General features: G+C 48.7%; 11 protein-coding genes and 1 pseudogene. 4 read left to right on the top strand and 8 right to left on the bottom strand.

What is annotated here, in order from left to right:
* Nucleotides 1-304 precede the first annotated feature (304 nt).
* Nucleotides 305-679, top strand: a pseudogene (locus G358_RS34510) (transposase); the annotation flags it as partial.
* A 555-nt stretch (nt 680-1234) separates the two neighbouring features.
* On the top strand, nt 1235-2308 hold the full coding sequence (locus G358_RS0108115) for a M42 family metallopeptidase (RefSeq protein ID WP_019636710.1): 1074 nt from the start codon (nt 1235-1237) through the stop codon (nt 2306-2308).
* 119 nt (nt 2309-2427) lie between these two features.
* On the opposite strand, the gene G358_RS0108110 is transcribed toward G358_RS0108115, so the two are convergent.
* Complete coding sequence (locus G358_RS0108110) at nt 2428-4461, bottom strand: beta-galactosidase (RefSeq protein ID WP_019636709.1); 2034 nt, start codon at nt 4459-4461, stop codon at nt 2428-2430.
* Nucleotides 4462-4588: 127 nt separating this feature from the next.
* On the opposite strand from G358_RS0108110, the gene G358_RS0108105 reads away from it, so the two are divergent.
* The gene (locus G358_RS0108105; protein ID WP_019636708.1) at nt 4589-5425 is read left to right on the top strand and encodes an AraC family transcriptional regulator; all 837 of its coding nucleotides are present in this window, start codon (nt 4589-4591) and stop codon (nt 5423-5425) included.
* 133 nt (nt 5426-5558) lie between these two features.
* Here the strand turns inward: G358_RS0108105 and G358_RS0108100 are convergent, their stop codons facing one another.
* The 7 genes from G358_RS0108100 to yicI form a co-directional block, all read right to left on the bottom strand.
* Nucleotides 5559-6614, bottom strand: coding sequence for a M15 family metallopeptidase (locus G358_RS0108100; protein WP_019636707.1), 1056 nt, complete (start codon nt 6612-6614; stop codon nt 5559-5561).
* A gap of 92 nt (nt 6615-6706) precedes the next feature.
* The gene (locus G358_RS0108095) at nt 6707-9133 is read right to left on the bottom strand and encodes a glycoside hydrolase family 95 protein (RefSeq protein ID WP_019636706.1); all 2427 of its coding nucleotides are present in this window, start codon (nt 9131-9133) and stop codon (nt 6707-6709) included.
* Between the two features lie 106 nt (nt 9134-9239).
* Nucleotides 9240-10982 (bottom strand): ABC transporter substrate-binding protein, encoded by a 1743-nt coding sequence (locus tag G358_RS0108090; RefSeq protein ID WP_019636705.1) that lies wholly within the window; start codon nt 10980-10982, stop codon nt 9240-9242.
* Between the two features lie 200 nt (nt 10983-11182).
* Nucleotides 11183-12085 (bottom strand): carbohydrate ABC transporter permease, encoded by a 903-nt coding sequence (locus G358_RS0108085; RefSeq protein ID WP_019636704.1) that lies wholly within the window; start codon nt 12083-12085, stop codon nt 11183-11185.
* A 12-nt stretch (nt 12086-12097) separates the two neighbouring features.
* Nucleotides 12098-13078, bottom strand: coding sequence for an ABC transporter permease (locus G358_RS0108080; protein ID WP_019636703.1), 981 nt, complete (start codon nt 13076-13078; stop codon nt 12098-12100).
* A gap of 114 nt (nt 13079-13192) precedes the next feature.
* Nucleotides 13193-14983, bottom strand: a complete 1791-nt coding sequence (locus tag G358_RS0108075) for a sensor histidine kinase (RefSeq protein WP_019636702.1) — start codon at nt 14981-14983, stop codon at nt 13193-13195.
* Nucleotides 14984-15100: 117 nt separating this feature from the next.
* Nucleotides 15101-17422 carry an alpha-xylosidase gene (gene yicI / locus G358_RS0108070; RefSeq protein WP_019636701.1) on the bottom strand — a complete coding sequence of 774 codons (2322 nt, stop codon included), beginning with the start codon at nt 17420-17422 and terminating at the stop codon, nt 15101-15103.
* Nucleotides 17423-17556: 134 nt separating this feature from the next.
* On the opposite strand from yicI, the gene G358_RS0108065 reads away from it, so the two are divergent.
* Nucleotides 17557-18462: an AraC family transcriptional regulator gene (locus tag G358_RS0108065; RefSeq protein ID WP_019636700.1), complete on the top strand. Its 906-nt coding sequence runs from the start codon at nt 17557-17559 to the stop codon at nt 18460-18462.
* Nucleotides 18463-18682 lie beyond the last annotated feature (220 nt).

The following is an 18682-nucleotide window of genomic DNA, read 5'->3' as shown; positions in this document are numbered from 1 at the left end:
TCTGTCGAACCATTAAGCTGCCGAACATTAGGCCGTCAATAAAACTAAATGGAATTCGTGTATCTAATTATGCTCTAAACGAATGTTTCAGGGGATTAGAGGGATTTTATGCACCTAAAATCAAGAATCCCGCCCATGGTGGACAATTCCCTTCTTTTAATGACATGAAATCCATTTAAATCTACTTTTCCTTCTTTACCGCAGAAGCTAACTACTATAAATCCATTTAGAACGGGGAATTTCGCGATTCATGCTCGGCGTAAAGTGGAGGTTGTATGCCGACAATTATACTTGTTTTGGACTAGCACGGGAGAAAACGGAAAGCGGCTTTGAGATTCACAAGCGGCACTATGGCAACGTGAATTGTAAGGACTGTCCGCTCAAGTCTTCTTGCACCAAAGCCGTCGGTAATCGAGAAATCCAAGTGAGCCTAACCTACTTCATTATAAGAAGCAGATCCGTAAAAAGTTGGCCAGCGAGGAAGGATACAACCTGTCGGTCCGTCGAATGCACGAACCGGAAAGCGTATTTGGCCAGATAAAAAGTAATCGAGGCTTTCGACGCTTCCTGCTTCGCGGCTTACCCAAAGTGAGCCTGGAGGTCGGGTGGCTTTTTTGCCCACAACCTGCTAAAGCAGGCGGCGGCAAGTCGGCAAAGAAAAAGAGCCAGCCAAGAATAACATCTCTTGGCCGGCTCTTTTTTTCAATTTATTGTCCTTTTCATAAAAGAGAGCTATCCCTCAAATAGATTTATCTACTCTTGGGACACCCCCATCCCAACACCTTACGTATTATTCGATTATGGCAGCCCCTGCTTTACACTTGTACATCGGCTTACCTGACTGACTTTTTTATTCTCCCCTCTGTCCTCCGGAATACAATAGTCCTGTAGAATAATAAACGGATCTTCTGTAACCGATACTAAGGGAATATCACTGCCTTTCCATTATTGGAGCGGATACAGAAATTGAAGTACAATAACGAGCAAAATAAACAACAGGCAAATTATTAGCCAATCTTTTCTATAACGTTCCATCACCATTGCCTCCGATGCCTCCCTGTACCTCCCTATACCTTCCTGATGTCCTGATTTTCCTATGCCTCTTTGCTTTCCTAATTTCCCTGCCTGCAGCACACTCTTCTGCAATATATGCTTCATCATTAATGAGGGTGCACATAATAGACAATCTGGAAAAGCTCGTTCATACTGAAAATAACGGAAGGAGAGACGACAGATGAATGAAGAGACGCTTTCACTATTTAAACAATTAACTGAATTTCCTGCGGCACCCGGATTTGAAAAAAATCTTCGAGCTTGCCTGAAAGAGAAGCTATCAGCATATACGAAGGAATTTGTACAAGACCGACTAGGCAGCCTGTTCGGTGTGCTGCGTGGAGACGAGCAGGGACCCAAGGTAATGGTTGCTGGACATATGGATGAGGTCGGCTTCATGGTAACAGGAATTACTGAGGCAGGCATGATTTTGTTCCAGCCGCTCGGCGGCTGGTGGAGCCAGGCGGTATTGGCTCAGCGTTTGCAGATCATTACCCCTGAGCGGTCCATTATCGGCGTAGTTGGATCTACCCCGACGCATTTATTGGATGAAGCTACTCGCAGCAAGCCTGTAGATCTTAAAGCGATGTATCTCGACATAGGAGCAGATGATCGAGCTGAGGCAGAATCATTCGGCATCCAGCCGGGTCAGCAAATTGTGCCGATTTGCGAATTTACACCGCTGGCCAACCCTAAGAAAATTATGGCCAAAGCCTGGGACAACCGCTATGGAGTCGGTCTGGCCATCGAGCTGATGCAAACGCTCCACGAGGAGAAGCTCCCGAATACGCTGTACTGCGGAGCCAACGTTCAGGAAGAGCTCGGGCTGCGCGGCGCCAGAACAGCGGCCAATCTAATTCAGCCCGATATTTTCTTCGCTCTTGACGCTAGTGCCGCCAACGATATGACCGGAGATAAACGGGCTTTCGGACAGCTGGGCAAAGGCACACTGCTGCGCATCTACGATCCGACGATGCTTACGCACCGCGGGCTGCTTGAATATATACAGGATATGGCGGACACGCACCGCATCAAGTACCAGTATTTCGTATCTCCAGGCGGTACCGACGCGGGTCAGGTCCATTTAAGCGGCATCGGGGTTCCGTCTGCCGTAATCGGTATATGCTCCCGCTATATCCATACATCGTCCTCGATAATACACACAGATGACTACGCAGCGGCCAAAGAGCTGTTGATAAAGCTGGTCCGAGGTCTTGACCGCAGCACGTTAAATACGATTTTGGAGAACAGTTAACGGTTTGATTATTTAGGTCACAGAAAAGAGACTCAGATTCATCCTTCTATAAAAAGCAAAGAAGCTGGCCCTAGTAGAACAATCTACTACTAAAGCCAGCTTCTTTTACGTTGTTTAAACTATTTCAGCAAACTTTCCAAGATCATCACGCCGCGGGCCGGAACCGTAACAGTGCCTTTGACCGTCGTATTCGTCAGCAGATCCTTCTGCTCATCTGCGCCGATCTCCACCTCAGCAGCAGTTGCGTTGTGGTTGAGCAGGAACAGGTAAGCATTCCCGTTCTTCACGCGGCGTGCAGCTTCCACACCCTCTCCGGCGTTTACCAGCGGCTTGATCCCTTTCTCAGCGCACAAGTTGGATAGGAAACCTTGTAAGAATGTTTCCTCCGGGCTGCTCGCCACATAATAAGCCTGGCCGGAACCAAATTGATTTTTCGTGAGAACAGGCATGCCCTGATAGAAATCATCGCCATATTCGGCCAGAACGTCCGCCCCTTCGGAATGAATCAGATCACACAGCAGGCCGCAGTCGTATTCACCCTGAAGCTCTCCCCACGGCTGCTTCATGACGACTCTGTTCTTCTGATCCGGGAACAGCGCGTCGATCTCTTCCGCCCAAATGCCCAGCAAGGAACGCAGTTCTCCCGGATATCCCCCCAGCGTAACAATGTCGTTCTCATTGACGATGCCGCTGAAGAAGGTCGTGACGAACGTGCCGCCAGCTGCTACGAAATCCTCCGTTTTTTTGGCAAAGCCCGGTTTGACCATATACATCACCGGAGCGATAACGAGATCATACTTGCTGAAGTCTTCTTCCACACTGACCATATCGGCCTCAATGTTCAATTTGAAGAGCGCATCATAATATTTATGCACTTCATTGACATAATTCAGAGCGACAGTCGGTCCGCTCGACAGCTCTGTAGCCCAGCGATTCTCCCAATCGAATACGATCGCCACCTTGGCTTCTGTTCTCGCATCGATCAGCTTGTCGGACAGTTGCTGCAGTTCACGTCCCAGCTCGGCGCATTCCCGGAACACCCGAGTATGCTCATGCCCTACGTGTTCAATGACGGCGCCATGGTATTTCTCGCACGCTCCGACCGAACGCCGCAGCTGGAAGAACATCACCGTGTCCGCCCCTCTGGCCACGGCCTGATAGCTCCACAGGCGCATGACACCAGGCCGTTTCAGCGAGTTATAGGCTTGCCAGTTCTGCTGGCTTGGCGTTTGTTCCATAAGCATAAATGGCTGCCCGCTGCGAAGCCCACGCATTAAATCATGGCTCATCGCTGTGAAGCTGACAGGGGTATCAAGCGATGGGTAATTGTCCCATGAGACGACGTCCATCTCCTTGCCCCACTTAAAATAATCCAGCTCCGGATAAGTTCCCATTAGATTAGTCGTTATCGGAATCTGCGGTGTATGCTTCTTAATCTCGTCATGCTCCAGTTTGTAGCATTCCAGCAGGCTGTCGTTCATAAATCTGCGGTAGTCGAGAGAAATGCCTTGAAAATTAGTACGATTGCCGTTCCATTCCTCACTCAATTCACTAGGCTGAACAACCTCATCCCACTCATAAAAAGTATGTCCCCAGAACCGCGTATTCCAAGCTTTATTCAAATTCTCGATCGTGTTGTAACGTCTCTTGAGCCATACCCGGAACGCCTTGGCACAGTTGTCGCAGTAACAGTACCCGCCGTATTCATTCGACACGTGCCAGATCAGGAGAGCGGGATGATCCTTATAACGCTCGGCCAGCTTTCCAGCGATCAGTGTTGAATATTTCCGGTATGTCGGGCTGTTCGGACAGGAATTATGTCTGCCGCCGAATTTACGCTTTCTGCCCTGTACGTCTACGCGCAGCACATCGGGATATTTCTTGGCCATCCATGCCGGATGGGCTGCCGTGCTTGTCCCGAGGCATACGTACACCCCGTTGTTATACAAACGCTCTATCGTTGCATCCAAAGCTTCGAAATTATAGGTTTCTTCATCCGGCTGCAGAAGTGCCCAGGCGAACACGTTAATCGTCGCCACGTCAATGCCCGCTAGCTTGAACATACGGTCATCCTCGCTCCATGCATCAGGTCCCCATTGCTCCGGATTGTAATCTCCGCCATACCAAATTTTCGGCAGTTTATCATTAATCAATGCTATGCACATCCTTTAATGAAATATAATTATATTATCATTGTAATATGTTCACATCCTGCAATATATATAATAATATTGATTAAGGATATAATAATATGGAACTTTATTTAAGCAGGTGATCCGATTGACTGCAAAAGCAATGCGCCGCTTCGTATTCTCGCCGTCAGGCACATCCGGACTGCCGATCAGCGTAGAGAGTATCGGCTACAATCCCGACCAGGAGCCAATCATCCGGCCAGACGGTTATCCCAAGTATCATTGGATTCAAACGGAGGAAGGCGAGGGCATTCTCAATTATGCCAACGAAACAATCAGACTGACCGAAGGGACAGGAGTGCTGCTGCCTCCGGGTCTGCCCCATAGTTACGAGTCTGCCGGTCCAGGAATATGGCGCACTTATTATTTGACCTTTGGCGGCGAGGCGGCTGCGCAAATTATATCTTCGTTTGGCGTGCAAACTTCATCGCAATACCGCCTTGATTCCGATTCAACCTTTGTGACTTTACTGAGCCATATGCTGGCCAGGCTCGATACGGACACAGATATGTTTGGCTTAGAAACATCGGCCGATGCCTATCGTTTCCTGGGCATGCTGAGCAAATACGGTCAAATCAATCAGATGTATAGTTCCCGCAATATTGAAAGGCTGATCCCCGTATTAAAATGGATGGAAGAACATCTCAGCGACAGCGACGTCGGACTTGATGATTTTGCGAAAATTGCTCAAATGTCGGGGCGCCAGTTGAGCAAATTGTTTCAGCGGGCCTTCGGGCTATCGCCATATGCCTATTTCGTACAGATGCGCATCCATAAGGCGAAGGAGCTGTTGGCCGGCCGCTCCGAGCTAACGGTCGCCACGATCGCCGAGCTTACCGGATTTCGCGATCCAAGCCATTTCGTCGCTACATACCGCAAAAATACCGGCATGACGCCGCAGCATTTCCGTAAAGTGTATTCTTAATAAATAGTTGTGCGCGGCACAATTCAAAGCAAAAGCCCCCGGTCAAGGCCAACCGGGGGAAGAGTAGCACAGTATTATCTGATGATGAATGAAGTTATTTAAAGAATCTATATGTATAAACGTCTACCGATCGCTATTCCACATCAAAATCAAAATACTTCTTTGGATACGGCTCGTTTTTCAACGTATAATGCCACCATTCTTTGCCGTACGGCTTAAAGCCTGCAGCAATCATTGTTTCTTTCAGCAGCAAACGATTCTCTGCCTGCGCTTCAGTCAAGCCTGCGGCATCGTGTGCGGAAATCTCACCCAAGAAATCATGTATTCCGCCCATGTCAAGCGGCTCTCCTGTTTCCTGATCAGCCAATGTTAAATCAACAGTACTGCCGCGTGAATGACCTGACCGATGTGAAAGATAGCCAAGCTTGAACACATTTTTCTTGTCAATGTCAGGATAAAACTCCTTCTTCATCTTTATATTCCGCTCATCTGCCGCCCACTTGCTAAAATGCTCTACCGCCTTTTTCGGGCGATAAGCATCATAAATAAGCAATGCATAACCATGCGGCTCCAACGCCAGTTCCGCCTTTTTTAAAGCATTTGCGGCTTGCTTGCTTAAAATAGCAAACGGTGCGTAATAGCCGTCGATTTGTTCTCCAACAAAGTTATATTCACTATAATAGCGAATTTCATAAAAAGCATGTTCAAGCACCTCATCCACATAAACAAACCCTTCAGGCAGCGCTCGCTTTTTCGCAATCTCGGCAACTGGCTGATCTCCAGCTTGTTCAGCCTTGGCTTCCAGCTGAGCTTCCTCCCCTGCTTGCTCGATTGCCTGCCCCTTCTCTGCTTGACCGCTCTCTAAATTTGACTCAGCTTTCGCCCCTGCTTGCTCTGCTGCATTCCCTTGGTCAGCTTCTGACTCTCCTTGCTCCGTTTCCGTCCCTAGGCCAGTTTTCGTCCCTTCTTGCTCAGAGTTCCGCCCTGCCTCTGGATCTTCAGTTCCTCCAAAACGCTCTTGCGCCTCCGCCTGTACGCTTGTTCCCGCTTCCTCTGACATTACTTCACTGGATAAATTCTGTTCGTGTGCTGGCAAAGAAGCAGAGGAACATCCTGTCAGCAATGCTGTCAATAAGGCTGCCAGTAAGGCTGCCAAGCCTAAACCGATCATGTACCGTTTACTGCTCACAAGATCTCCCCCTCTTAATAATGTTTATTATAACAATTGCCAACAGGTTTATCCTAGGGCTATGGACGGCCCAGCCCATCGGTTGTAATGTCTTAGTTCCGTAGTTGAATAAAGTACGTCTCGCCCGACTCGGCCCAGAAGCGTTCCCCTGTACTGACGATGGTTCCATCAAGAGCTTGAATACTTAACGGCTCCGCATATTGGACTGCCCCCCACCCTGTTAAGCTGGGGGTCAGGGCAGCTGATTTCAGGCGGCCGTTCTCCCAAGCTGCGCTAACCGTGAAGCCGCCCCTTGCTTTCAGGCCGCTGAAGCGGCCGCTCGGCCAAGCTTCCGGCAGTGCAGGCAGCAGCTCTATCGTCCCCTCGTGGCTTTGAAGCAGCATCTCGGCAATTCCAGCCGCTCCGCCGAAATTACCGTCGATTTGAAACGGCGGATGATCGTCGAATAAATTCGGATACGTTGAACGGGACAGCAATGTATTCACGAAACGATGCGCCGCATTTCCGTCTTTCAGCCGTGCATACAGGTTGATCAACCAAGCGCAGCTCCAGCCTGTGTGGCCCCCGCCTTGAGAAATCCGGCTCTCCAGAGACTTCCTGGCTGCCTCCGCAAGGTCCGGCGTGCGGGAAGGCGTGATAGCATTGCTAGGGTACAGGCCGTAGAGATGGGATACATGACGGTGCCCCGGCTCGGCTTCCGGATAATCCTTAATCCATTCCCGCAATCGTCCGTCCAGGCCGATTTCCGGCTTGGCCATATTCTCTAACGCCTCCGCCAGCCTATGAACGAATTCCCCGTCGATCTCCAGAAGCTCAGCTGCCTGCATACAATGTTCAAACAGTTCCCGGATGAGATACAGATCCATCGTGGAAGCTGCGGATGTACTGCAAGGCTCCCCTTCCTTTGTCAAAAACTTATTTTCCGGCGAAGTCGAAGGGGCAGTCACAAGCTCTCCGCTTGGGCCTGGCACAAGCCAATCGAGGCAAAATTCCGCGGCGCCTTTCATTAATGGATAGGCCGTCTCTGCTAGAAAGCCTTTATCCAGGTTAAAGGCATAGTGCTCCCACAGGTGCCGGCATAACCATACCCCGCCCATCGGCCAAAACGCCCAGCTCGGCTCCCCGTCCGACGGGGTAGCGGCTCTCCACAAATCCACATTGTGATGGGCAGTCCAGCCCGCACACCCATAATGAATCCGCGCCGTACGTGCCCCTGTCTCGCTCAAGTCCTTGATCAAATTGAACAAGGGTTCGTGCAGCTCGCTTAAATTGCAGATTTCCGCAGGCCAGTAATTCATCTCGGTATTAATGTTCGTCGTATAATTGCTATTCCAAGGAGGCTGCATATGCGGGTTCCATATTCCTTGCAGGTGAACGGGCTGCGTGCCGGGCCGCGAGCCAGCCATTAGCAAATACCGGCCATATTGAAAATACAGCACCTCTAGCATCGGATCAGGCTTGCCGGACTGATAAGCCTTTAGACGCTCATCAGTAGGCAGCGAGCTGTTGGCCAACTGATCCGATTTCTGCTGCGCACCCGGCTCCAGCTGGGACACCCTCTTCAACTCCGAACCCAATTGCAGTTCCACCCGGCGGAACAACTTTCTATGATCCTCGATGTGGTTGTGAAGCAGCAATTCATACCCTTGCCCAAGCGAGGTTTCCAGCGGTGAATTGCATTTCTCCGCCATGCTTATTCCACTGCCCGCTCCTGGCATAATGCCATAACCAGCAAAATCGGTAGCCGCTGCAAGCAGCAGCGTTACTGAGCTTGCGCCGGATACCTCTAGCTGTCCATCCGTTCGTACAATCACCGTCCCGCCGCATTGCAGCACACGTAAATGCACCTCGTAAGACAACCCCAGCCCTTCTTCATAAAGTATGGATTGAGGATGATCCCCCTTATAATTGTCAGCGATATGACTCGGAGCTTGACCACGCATAACAAGTCCGTCCCCTTCATCGTTTCCGCCGACACTGTGCAGAAGCGGAGAATGTAGAGCAGCACCTAGATGGATCGTCTTCTGTCCCTCTGCTGTCAGATGGACAACCAATACCTGATCGACCGCGCTGATAAACACCTTTCTCGTAAATTGGGTACCGTCGGCATGGTACGTCACCGTGGCAATGCCCGTGTCCAAATCCAGCTCCCGGTAATAATCCGTTGTCGCTTCTATACCCATATGCTCTAATTTCAAATTGCCTAACGGCTGATAGGACTCCGTACGCCTGCCGAGCATTTTAGCTTCAATCAATTGCTCCGCTTCCCTATACTCTCCCGCAAATATTAGCTCACGCGCCCGCTGTAAATGACGAAGCGCATCGTAATTATGCGGGTCGCGGGGAAAGCCCGACCAGAGCGTATCTTCATTCAGGGCGATCCGTTCACTGCGATCCCCGCCAAATACCATTCCCCCGAGCCTTCCGTTTCCGACAGGAAGCGCTTCTTCCCAGCGGGAAGCGGGCTGATTGTACCACAGCTTTGTTTCCTCATTGCCAAACTGGCGTTCTCTGCTCATTTTCTCCCCCCCATGATGGACAAACTTAGAGAAAAGGCCCGAGCAATTACGGGCCTTTTCATAATTCACACTATACAATTTTCGTTAATCTATACCAAAAGCTAATCTATTGAATGTCTTTGCCTGTGAAAAGCGAGGCTCTTGCCTTAACGAGCTCTGTGTACTCTGCTTCCATTTTTTCCGCACCGGCTTTATTCAGCTCTTCTAGGAAATCATCATAGATTTTGTCGAAGTTTTCGCGTTTGGCGAGAACCGCCTCTGGAATACGCTTTCGAATAATATCTTGTGTTTTCTTGAAAATCACTTGATAATCACCGTCAGTCGGTACTGGCATATTGTAAAGCGCGCCCCATTCCTTCGCTTTAAAATCACTTTCTTGAGGGAACAAGTCTTTCCAGGTAGTAGCGCCGTAAGCTTGTAACGACTCTTTTTCAGCATCAGAATAAAGCTCTACGATTTGTTCCGGGAAGTTGATCGTATAATAATTGCCTGTAGAATCTTTAACTCCATCACCATAACGCGCGCTCATTACAAAATACAATCCGCCTGGGTTGCCGAGGCCTGTTTCCTTTGTGAAGTTCGCCGTATCATTCATTCTTCTTTCTGTAATCTCAGCCGGAATGATCCGTTTTCCGCTTTCGTCAACAGTATAATGTTTTCCTTCAATCCCCCAGTTTCTAAGAACTTGGCCTTCATCGGAAGCGAGCCAATCGAGGAATTTGATCGCCCGGACAGGGTCTTTACATGCGGTTGTAATGGCGATACCATAACCGTCTACCCCAGCAGGCTGGAAAGAATGATCAACATATTCTTCACTCAGTGTGACAGGGAAGTGAGAGTAGGTATATTCGTTTTTTCCTGAAGTTTTCAGGGCATTTTCCGCATCCATATAGCCCCATTCCTGGTCAATCAAACCGAGCACGCGGCCGCTGGCGATTTTTGCTTTGTATTGGTCTTCCTTCTGAACGAAAGTATCTTTATCGAGCAAGCCTTCATTGTACATATGGTTCAACCAGCGGAAATATTCTTTTTCTTCAGGACGTTTATAATGCAGCTTGGCTTCATAAGTTTCCGGGTCAACATAGTATTCACCGTCATCTGGAGCGCCAGTAGCCAGGAAAGCCGGGTTGGTCACTGTGATCATAATTCTCCAATCATCTGCACTCAAGGTCAGCGGAATCGTCGGCTGTCCATCCGTGGTTGGATGCTTCGCATAGTATTCCTTCAATACGTTTTCATAATCTTGCAGGGTGCGAACTTTCGGATAACCGAGTTCCTTCAATACGCGGTGCTGGATCTCAAAACCGCCAGTTGCATCGAAGTATTCGTTATCGACCCCCATGTTCGTTACGATGGAATAGATAGATTGATCATCATTACTGTATTTCAAACGGTTCATGTTATCGCTGAAAATCTTTTTAATGTTAGGCGCATGCTGATCAATCAAATCGGTCAAATCGAGGATGAGTCCTGCATCTACCAATTTGGACAGCTCGCCTTTGGCGAAAATCATATCTGGGACATCGCCGCTGGCAGCCATTAGGGCAATTTTACTCTCGCCGCCGCCAGCGCCTACATCGAACTCCGCATCCAGCGTAACCCCGGTTTTCTCCGTAATAACTTTACCTACTTCATCCTGCATGTTGTTCCAGTTCGGGCTAGAGTCCGCACCGAAAAACGTAAAGGTGACTGGGCTTATATCCGCTTCGGCCTCGCTGCTTTGGTTCGTACTGCCTGTGTCTGCGTTTCCCGCATTTTTGTTATCGCCGCCGGAGCTTCCGCAGCCGCTAAGCAGCATTGTACCGGCCAGTAAAAGAGCAGCGATCGTCTTAGGACTTCTCCACTTCATTTCTACTTTCCCCCTCATGTCATAATAAAGAACTATATTTGTATAACAGGTCCTGCCCGTATATACCATCGTTATAAATCAGGTTAAGTAAGTGCTTCCAATAGAAAATAAGAGTGAAAATCTTTTTGAAAATCAGCTCCGCCTTGTTTAGCTAACGGAAAACCCTGTCGGCGGCGGAACTGAAATCCATGTTATTTTTGCTAAGCCTTAACGGCACCCAATGTCATTCCGGATACAAAGTAACGCTGCAAGAACGGATATACAAACAAAATTGGAAGGGTAACTACGATCGTAATCGCCATCTTAATCGATTCCGGTGATACTTGGGCCATCTGGTTGGCCATATCATTCGCATTCGTCATCGCTGCCCCCTGGTTCGTGCTGGCCAGCACTTTCATTAATTCAAATTGCAGCGTAGTGAGGTGAGGCTTATTCCCGTTATACAAGTAATTGTCGAACCAGGAATTCCATTGCCCCACGGCCAGAAACAATGCGATGGTCGCCAAAACTGGTTTACAAAGCGGCAAAATAATTTTGTAGTAAATTTTAAAATCATTTGCGCCGTCAAGTTTTGCAGACTCCTGCAGGGCGTACGGTAATCCGTCAATAAAGGAACGGATAACGAAGACGTTAAAGGCGCTGACGATCCCTGGCAAAATATAAATCCAGAACGTGCCGATCAGATCGAGATGACGCATCAGCATATACGTCGGAACAAGACCGCCGGAGAAATACATCGTAAGAGCCAGAAAAGTCGACACGAATTTCCGTGAGGCAAAGTCTTGACGGCTTAATGTAAATGCCAGCATAGATGAACTGATCAGTCCAAACACTGTGCCGATTACGGTACGAAGAATCGTATTTTTCAAGCCTTGGATCAAGCCGGTGTAGCCAAAGATTGTCTTGTAATTTTCCAAAGTAAATTCACGAGGCCAAATATAGATGCCGCCGCGTACCGTATCTGTCGAATCGTTCAACGAAATCGCGAGCACGTTCAGGAAAGGATACAGTGTGACGATCATGATAATGGCCATAATAACGAAGTTGCAAATATCAAAAATCTTTTCCGCCTTGGTTGCGTTAAATGCTTTTGACGCCGCCATCTTGTCCCCTCCTTACATGATGCTTTCTTTCGTTGTTTTTTTCATGATGCCATTCGCTCCGAGCAGTAAAATGATACTTACGACAGAGGTAAACATACTAATAGCGGTACCGTAAGAGAAGCGGCCAATGTTAATGCCGTACTTCAGCGCATACAGGTCAAGAACTTCCGAATAGTCCGTTACGAGTGAGTTGCTGAGCTGAAACTGCTTCTCGAAGCCGATTCCGATCAAATGTCCGATCGACATAATGAGAAGGACAGTAATGGTCGTCCGGATTCCCGGCAGCGTAATGTTCCACATTTGCCGGAAGCGGCCCGCTCCATCCACCCTGGCTGCCTCATACAGCTCCCCGTCAATCCCGGCAATGGCCGCCAAGTAAATGATCGCGTTCCAGCCGGTCTCCTTCCAGACGTCGGAAACGGTTACAATTCCCCAAAACAAATTCCCCTTCGCCATAAACTGGATAGGTTCATCTATAAGATGAAGTGCAAGCAAAATATCGTTCACGACGCCTCCGTCCCTAGAAAGCATCTTGGTAATAATCCCCGCTACGACGACCCATGAGACAAAGTGAGGCAAATAAGATATCGTCTGAACCGTTCTCTTAAAATATTTGCCCCTCAGTTCATTCAGAAATATCGCAAAGGCGATCGGAATAATAAAGCCTGCAACCAGTCCCATTACGCTCATCGCCAGTGTATTTCTCAATACGAGATAGAATCTTTCGTCCTGGAACAGATCGACAAAATTTTGCAGCCCGACCCATTTTTGATCAAAAAAAGATTTGGCCGGCTTGTAGTTTTGAAAAGCCATCGTCCAGCCCCAGATCGGCAAATAGTTAAATACAAACAACCATATTACGAATGGTACGGACATCATATAAAGATATCTTTGCTGTACTACCGTTCGCCAAAATCCTTTCTTCCGCTTCTTCTGCGGATTAGGGGTTGCGCTTACATTTCTGGTATCGGCTTGCGCTGAGAGCGTCTTCATTTGTCTGTCCAATCCCCCCTTCTGACTATATATTTAAGATAAACCAGAAGGAGTTTAGGGAATACCCGACAGATTTCAGAGAAAACCATATAGAAATTAGACATTACACATTGATCAGACCTGATTCCGAAATAAAGGAATGGTAAAACTAAATTCCGTCCCCTTCCTGTATTGACTCGATATATTTAGCCCATGCCCATCGCCAAACGTCATAATGAGTCTCTGGTGTACATTTCTTAATCCGATCCTGCTTTGGCCGCTTTCTTCCGGTTCAGTAATCGTGCCCATCACCTCGGCCAGTTTTCCCGGCGTCATTCCCATGCCATCATCCCGGACAATAATCTCCGCCTGCTCTCCCGCAAGCCGAATTACAACTTCAACGTTAACCCCGGTTTCTTTATTTTCCACGCCGTGAACGACAGCGTTCTCCACCAGCGGCTGAATAATTAACGGAGGCACCAGCGTACCGAGCAGTTGCGGATCGACCTTCAACTCATAGTTAAGACGATCCTCGTAACGAAATTTTTGGATTTCCAAATAAGAACGGACCATCTCTACTTCTTCTTTCAAGGCGATTTGTTCCCGGCCCACTTCGAGATTTTTGCGCATCAGCTTACCGAGCAGACGCACGATATGGGCAATTTCTTTTTCCCCTTTAAGATGTGCATTCATCCGGATCGATTCGAGCGCATTGAACAGGAAATGCGGGTTGATTTGACTGGCCAGCATTTTTAGCTTGATTTCTTTTTGGGCAATCTCCAATATGTTGTTCTGCTCTGTCTTCTCAATCACCTGATTCATCAGCATGTTAATGCTCTCCACCATATAGTTGAACTGCCGTGACAATTGCCCGATCTCATCATTGCCGTCAACGGAGGACACAACCGCCAGGTCACCTAGAGCTAACCGGTTGAAATGACGACTGAGACGCAGCAGCCGGTTCGTCATCAGAAAGGAGACGATATATACAAAAAGCAAAGCAATCAGCAGTACTAAAAAAATAATAATAAGTCCCATAATACTGACATAGTTCGCATCTTTAACTATCGTATCGGTCGCAAATACGGAGACGATCTTCAATCCGTTGACGCTGGATTCGGGGACAATTTCTTCAACAACGATATAGGATGGCTCGCCTTTAACCTCCATCTTATGAGCCCCTATAGCCTGATTGCGAAGATCTACACCGAAATCAAGCTGATCTATCGTTTGCCCGACCAGGCCCGGATTTTTACCCGCCACAATATAACCCTGTTCATCAAAAATAAGCGTCTCAAACTGTTCCCGCCGGAGCATGCGGTTAAGTTCCTCCTGATTCAGAACGACCATAAACACACCGCTTGACCGGTGCTCCGGAAAAGGAATTTGCCGTACAAGGCTCAACTTGTTGACAGGAACATCTTCCTCGTCGTCAGGGATATAAAACCACCCTATACTTTTTGTTTCCATCGCTCTCTGATACCATCCTGATGACCGCGTTGCTTCATCCAACGGAATAAACTCCATATTGTTAATCAACGTCGAATTGTCATAATAGAAACGAATGGCTGAGATTTCACGATACAGCTCAACGTAATCCTTGAAATCGTCATAGGCCAGATAAGCTTTGGTCAGTTCAAGTACGCTGGGATATTGCATAGTCACGGTGTTCTCTAATTTCTTGTTGAACATAAATGTATTGGATATGTCCGTCGGAACACGCAGCATTGTCGCCATTTGGCTCTTGATTTTTTGCACATCATTCGTGGCCTGATCGATTGCCCGGTCCATTGCCTGCTGACGAAAGTAACTGGTGACTACACCGCCTGCAATAAGAACAGGGAGCATGACGACGGCGATATATGTGATAAGCAATTTATGCTTCAGTTTGAGATTATTTATCAGCCTGACTATTTTTCTCTTCATCATATTCCCCCTTCCTGTGCCAATAGCTATAAACCTTATGCCGATAGCTATAAATAGGTATACATCGAAAAATATCCCCTATTATGGAGCAATAGGGGATATCCGAACAATGTTTTTTTATTTTAATGTGACTTGAATTTCCACTTTGCCGCTGAATGCGCCTACTGCGATGCTGCCATCGGCATTCAGTTCGCCGCCTTGAACCGATGCAGCTTGGCCGAAGCCGTGCAGGCTGATGCTGAACGGTTTGCCAGCGCCTTCTGCAGTGATGCGGAGCGTGGAGCCTTCGCGCGATACTGCGATTTCCAGCTCGGTCTCGCCCTTAACGCCGCGGACTTTGCGGGATACTTGCGCACCGTCTTCGATTTGATACAATCTGACATCTGCATCCTGAGCGAAGTCATAATCCGGTTTGACGTCGTTCGCACCCATGACCAGAATGGAGTTCGGACGTACGAAGAGCGGCAGGCTGAAGAAGTCGTAGTTTTCTTTGCGCCATTTTCCACCTTCGACCGTTTCGCCGGTCAACAGATGAGTCCACTTTCCTTCCGGCAGGTAATAAGATACATCGCCTTCCTTGCTGAATACAGGAGCTACCAGTACGGAATCGCCAAGCATATATTGACGATCCAGCATTTCGCTTGCCGGGTCTTCCGGGAATTCGAGGAACATCGCCCGCATCGACGGCACGCCCTGTTCCGTAGCTTCAACCGCTGTGTCGAACAAGTACGGCATCAGGCGGCATTTCAGCTTCGTGTAGTGGCGTGTTACATCTACCGCCTCTTCGTCGTATGCCCATGGAACACGGTACGAGCTGCTGCCGTGCAGACGGCTGTGGCTGGACAGAAGGCCGAAGGCGAGCCAGCGCTTGAACACGTCGACAGGCGCCGTGTTTTCGAATCCGCCGATATCATGGCTCCAGAAGCCAAAGCCGGATACGCCAAGCGACAATCCGCCTCTCAAGCTTTCTGCCATCGACTCGTAATCGGCGTAGCAGTCTCCGCCCCAGTGAACCGGGAACTTCTGTCCGCCAGCTGTAGCCGAACGGGCAAAGAGCGCCGCTTCATTTTTGCCAAGTTTCTCTTCCAGTACTTCAAATACGACTTTATTGTACAGTTGTGTGTAGTAGTTGTGCATTTTCACCGGATCAGAGCCGTCATGGTAGACGACATCCGTCGGAATCCGCTCACCGAAATCTGTCTTGAAGCTGTCTACGCCCATATCTACGAGATCGCGCAAGTAGCCCGCGAACCATTCGCATGCATCAGGGTTCGTAAAGTCGACAAGCGCCATTCCCGGCTGCCACAAATTCCATTGCCATACGTCGCCGTTTGGTTTCTTCACAAGATAGCCGTTCTTCTTGCCCTCTTCAAACAGAGCGGAACGCTGTGCAATATACGGGTTGATCCATACGCAAATTTTGAGCCCTTTCTCTTTAAGACGCTTCAGCATCCCTTCCGGATCCGGGAACGTACGCTCGTCCCATTTGAAATCCGTCCAGTGGAATTCACGCATCCAGAAGCAGTCGAAGTGGAATACGTGCAGCGGCAAATCTCTTTCCGCCATGCCGTCAACAAATGAGTTGACTGTCGCTTCGTCGTAATTTGTCGTGAATGACGTCGTCAGCCACAGGCCGAACGTCCATGCCGGCGGCAGAGAAGGCTTGCCTGTCAGCGCCGTATATTTATTCAGCACCTCTTTAGGCTCAGGACCGTCGATTATGAAATACTCGAGCGATTCGCCTGGTACGCTGAATTGTACTTTTTTCACTTTTTCCGAGGCCACTTCAAAGGATACGGCGCCCGGATCGTTGACAAATACCCCATAACCCTTATTCGTAATATAAAAAGGAATGTTCTTGTAAGCCTGCTCGGAGCTTGTGCCGCCATCCTTATTCCAAATGTCGACGACCTGGCCGTTCTTAACGAAAGAAGTAAAGCGCTCGCCAAGTCCGTATACCCATTCACCAACCGTCAGATCCAGCTCTTCGCGCATGTATACTGCACCGCCGGTCTCCTCAACATGAGCCATGGATTTGAACGCACTGCCTGTGATGCGCTGCGAACCGCGGTAGAAATCAACGGACCACTGCGGTCCCTTGTTCACTCTTACGCTTAAATTGCCGCTCTTCAGCTCAGCGTAATCATCGTTCTCTGTAATTTGTACGTGGTCGCCATTACCGCCCGCCAGCTCAAAATGAGGACCATGATCCACCGTACCGGCGAAATGCACCAGCTTGACGCCAATCACGCCCGGAAGCGGGGAGTGGAACTGAATCGTCAGGAGCTGGCCGTTAATCGTATTGGCGCGGCCATGGATCGGAGTTGTCGAGGCATAGGCCGTCAGCTTATTATTTTCAATCATAAAATCATGAGCTTGAACTGCTGTAGACAGTGTGAATCCTTCACGAATCAACCAGTTGCCGTCTGTAAATTTCATCGTTAAAGAACCGCCTTTCTGAAATCATTGTAATCTTGCGAAAATCGTTCTATACTTGCATTATACTGATTAAAAAAAATCTAATCTAACATAATTTAATGAATTTATAACACAAAATTGATGAGGTGAGCGAAATGGATCAAGCGATGCGCCGCTCTCTGAAGGAGAGCAAGACTCATGGCGACGATAGATTGCCATTCGGTACCTATTGGTACCAATTCGGACCAGGCGAGCACGTTGTGGACTGTCATTGGCACGAGGAAGCCGAGTTCTTCTACTGCCTGGAGGGAGAGACACTGTTCCAGGTGGACACGGATTATTTCGTCGTACGGGCAGGCGAAGCTGTATTTATCGATGGCGGCGACATTCATGCTGCGCACGCCCACGGGGATCAAGGCTGCTCCTTCTTCACCCTTGTATTTGGAACGAATATGCTGTCCAGCGCTTATTATGACGCTGTTCAGGAGAATTTAATACTCCCCCTGCAAGAAAGAAAGGCTACGTTCCCCCGTCATATATCCGAGAAGCACGATTACGGAAAGTCCATGCTGCAGAACCTGGCGGCCATGATGAACAGCTGCGAGGCGAAAACTCCCGGATATGAGGGTTCTGTCAAAGGTCATCTCTATCTTATGCTCTCAGATATGGCGGGCCGTGGCCAGCTTTGTAACCGTACGGCTAGCAGCAGCAATGATTCTTTCAAAATCGAGCGCCTGAAAAAAGTCATCCTATACATCCAGCAAAACTATAATCAGCAAATTCGCCTATCGGAATTAGCCGCTCTTATTCCGATGAGTGAAGGACAATTATGCCGTTTCTTCAAATCGATGACCCGGCAGACCCCGATGGATTACATCAATTCCTACCGGATCCGGCAAGCTGTCGAGCTGCTCCGGGAACCCGGGCGTAAAATATCCGACATCGCCCTTGAAGTAGGCTATGACAATATCAGCTACTTCATCCGGGTATTCCGAAAAGCGATGAACTGCTCACCTTCAGAATTCCGCAAAAAATGGTTCGAATCCATCGACGACGGATAAGCCATTTGGCTGGTGCCAGCCGGTTCCTCAGGCTTGCCGCCAGCATCTCTCCCCCATGAATCCAAGCGCTTGAAAGCGCTTTTAAAATTTCAGGTTGTTGTGCTGATTAAATCGCACCGCGCGCACAGGAACAGTACACACAATGCTCAATACAGTCATCATAGCTTGCCTGGAACAGACTTTATACATGGCAGATTAGTCATGTTTTCATGTAATAATC

This window comes from Paenibacillus fonticola DSM 21315, assembly GCF_000381905.1.
In the GTDB taxonomy this organism is placed as follows: Bacteria; Bacillota; Bacilli; order Paenibacillales; family Paenibacillaceae; genus Fontibacillus; species Fontibacillus fonticola.
This window is presented reverse-complemented; position numbering and strand designations above follow the sequence as displayed.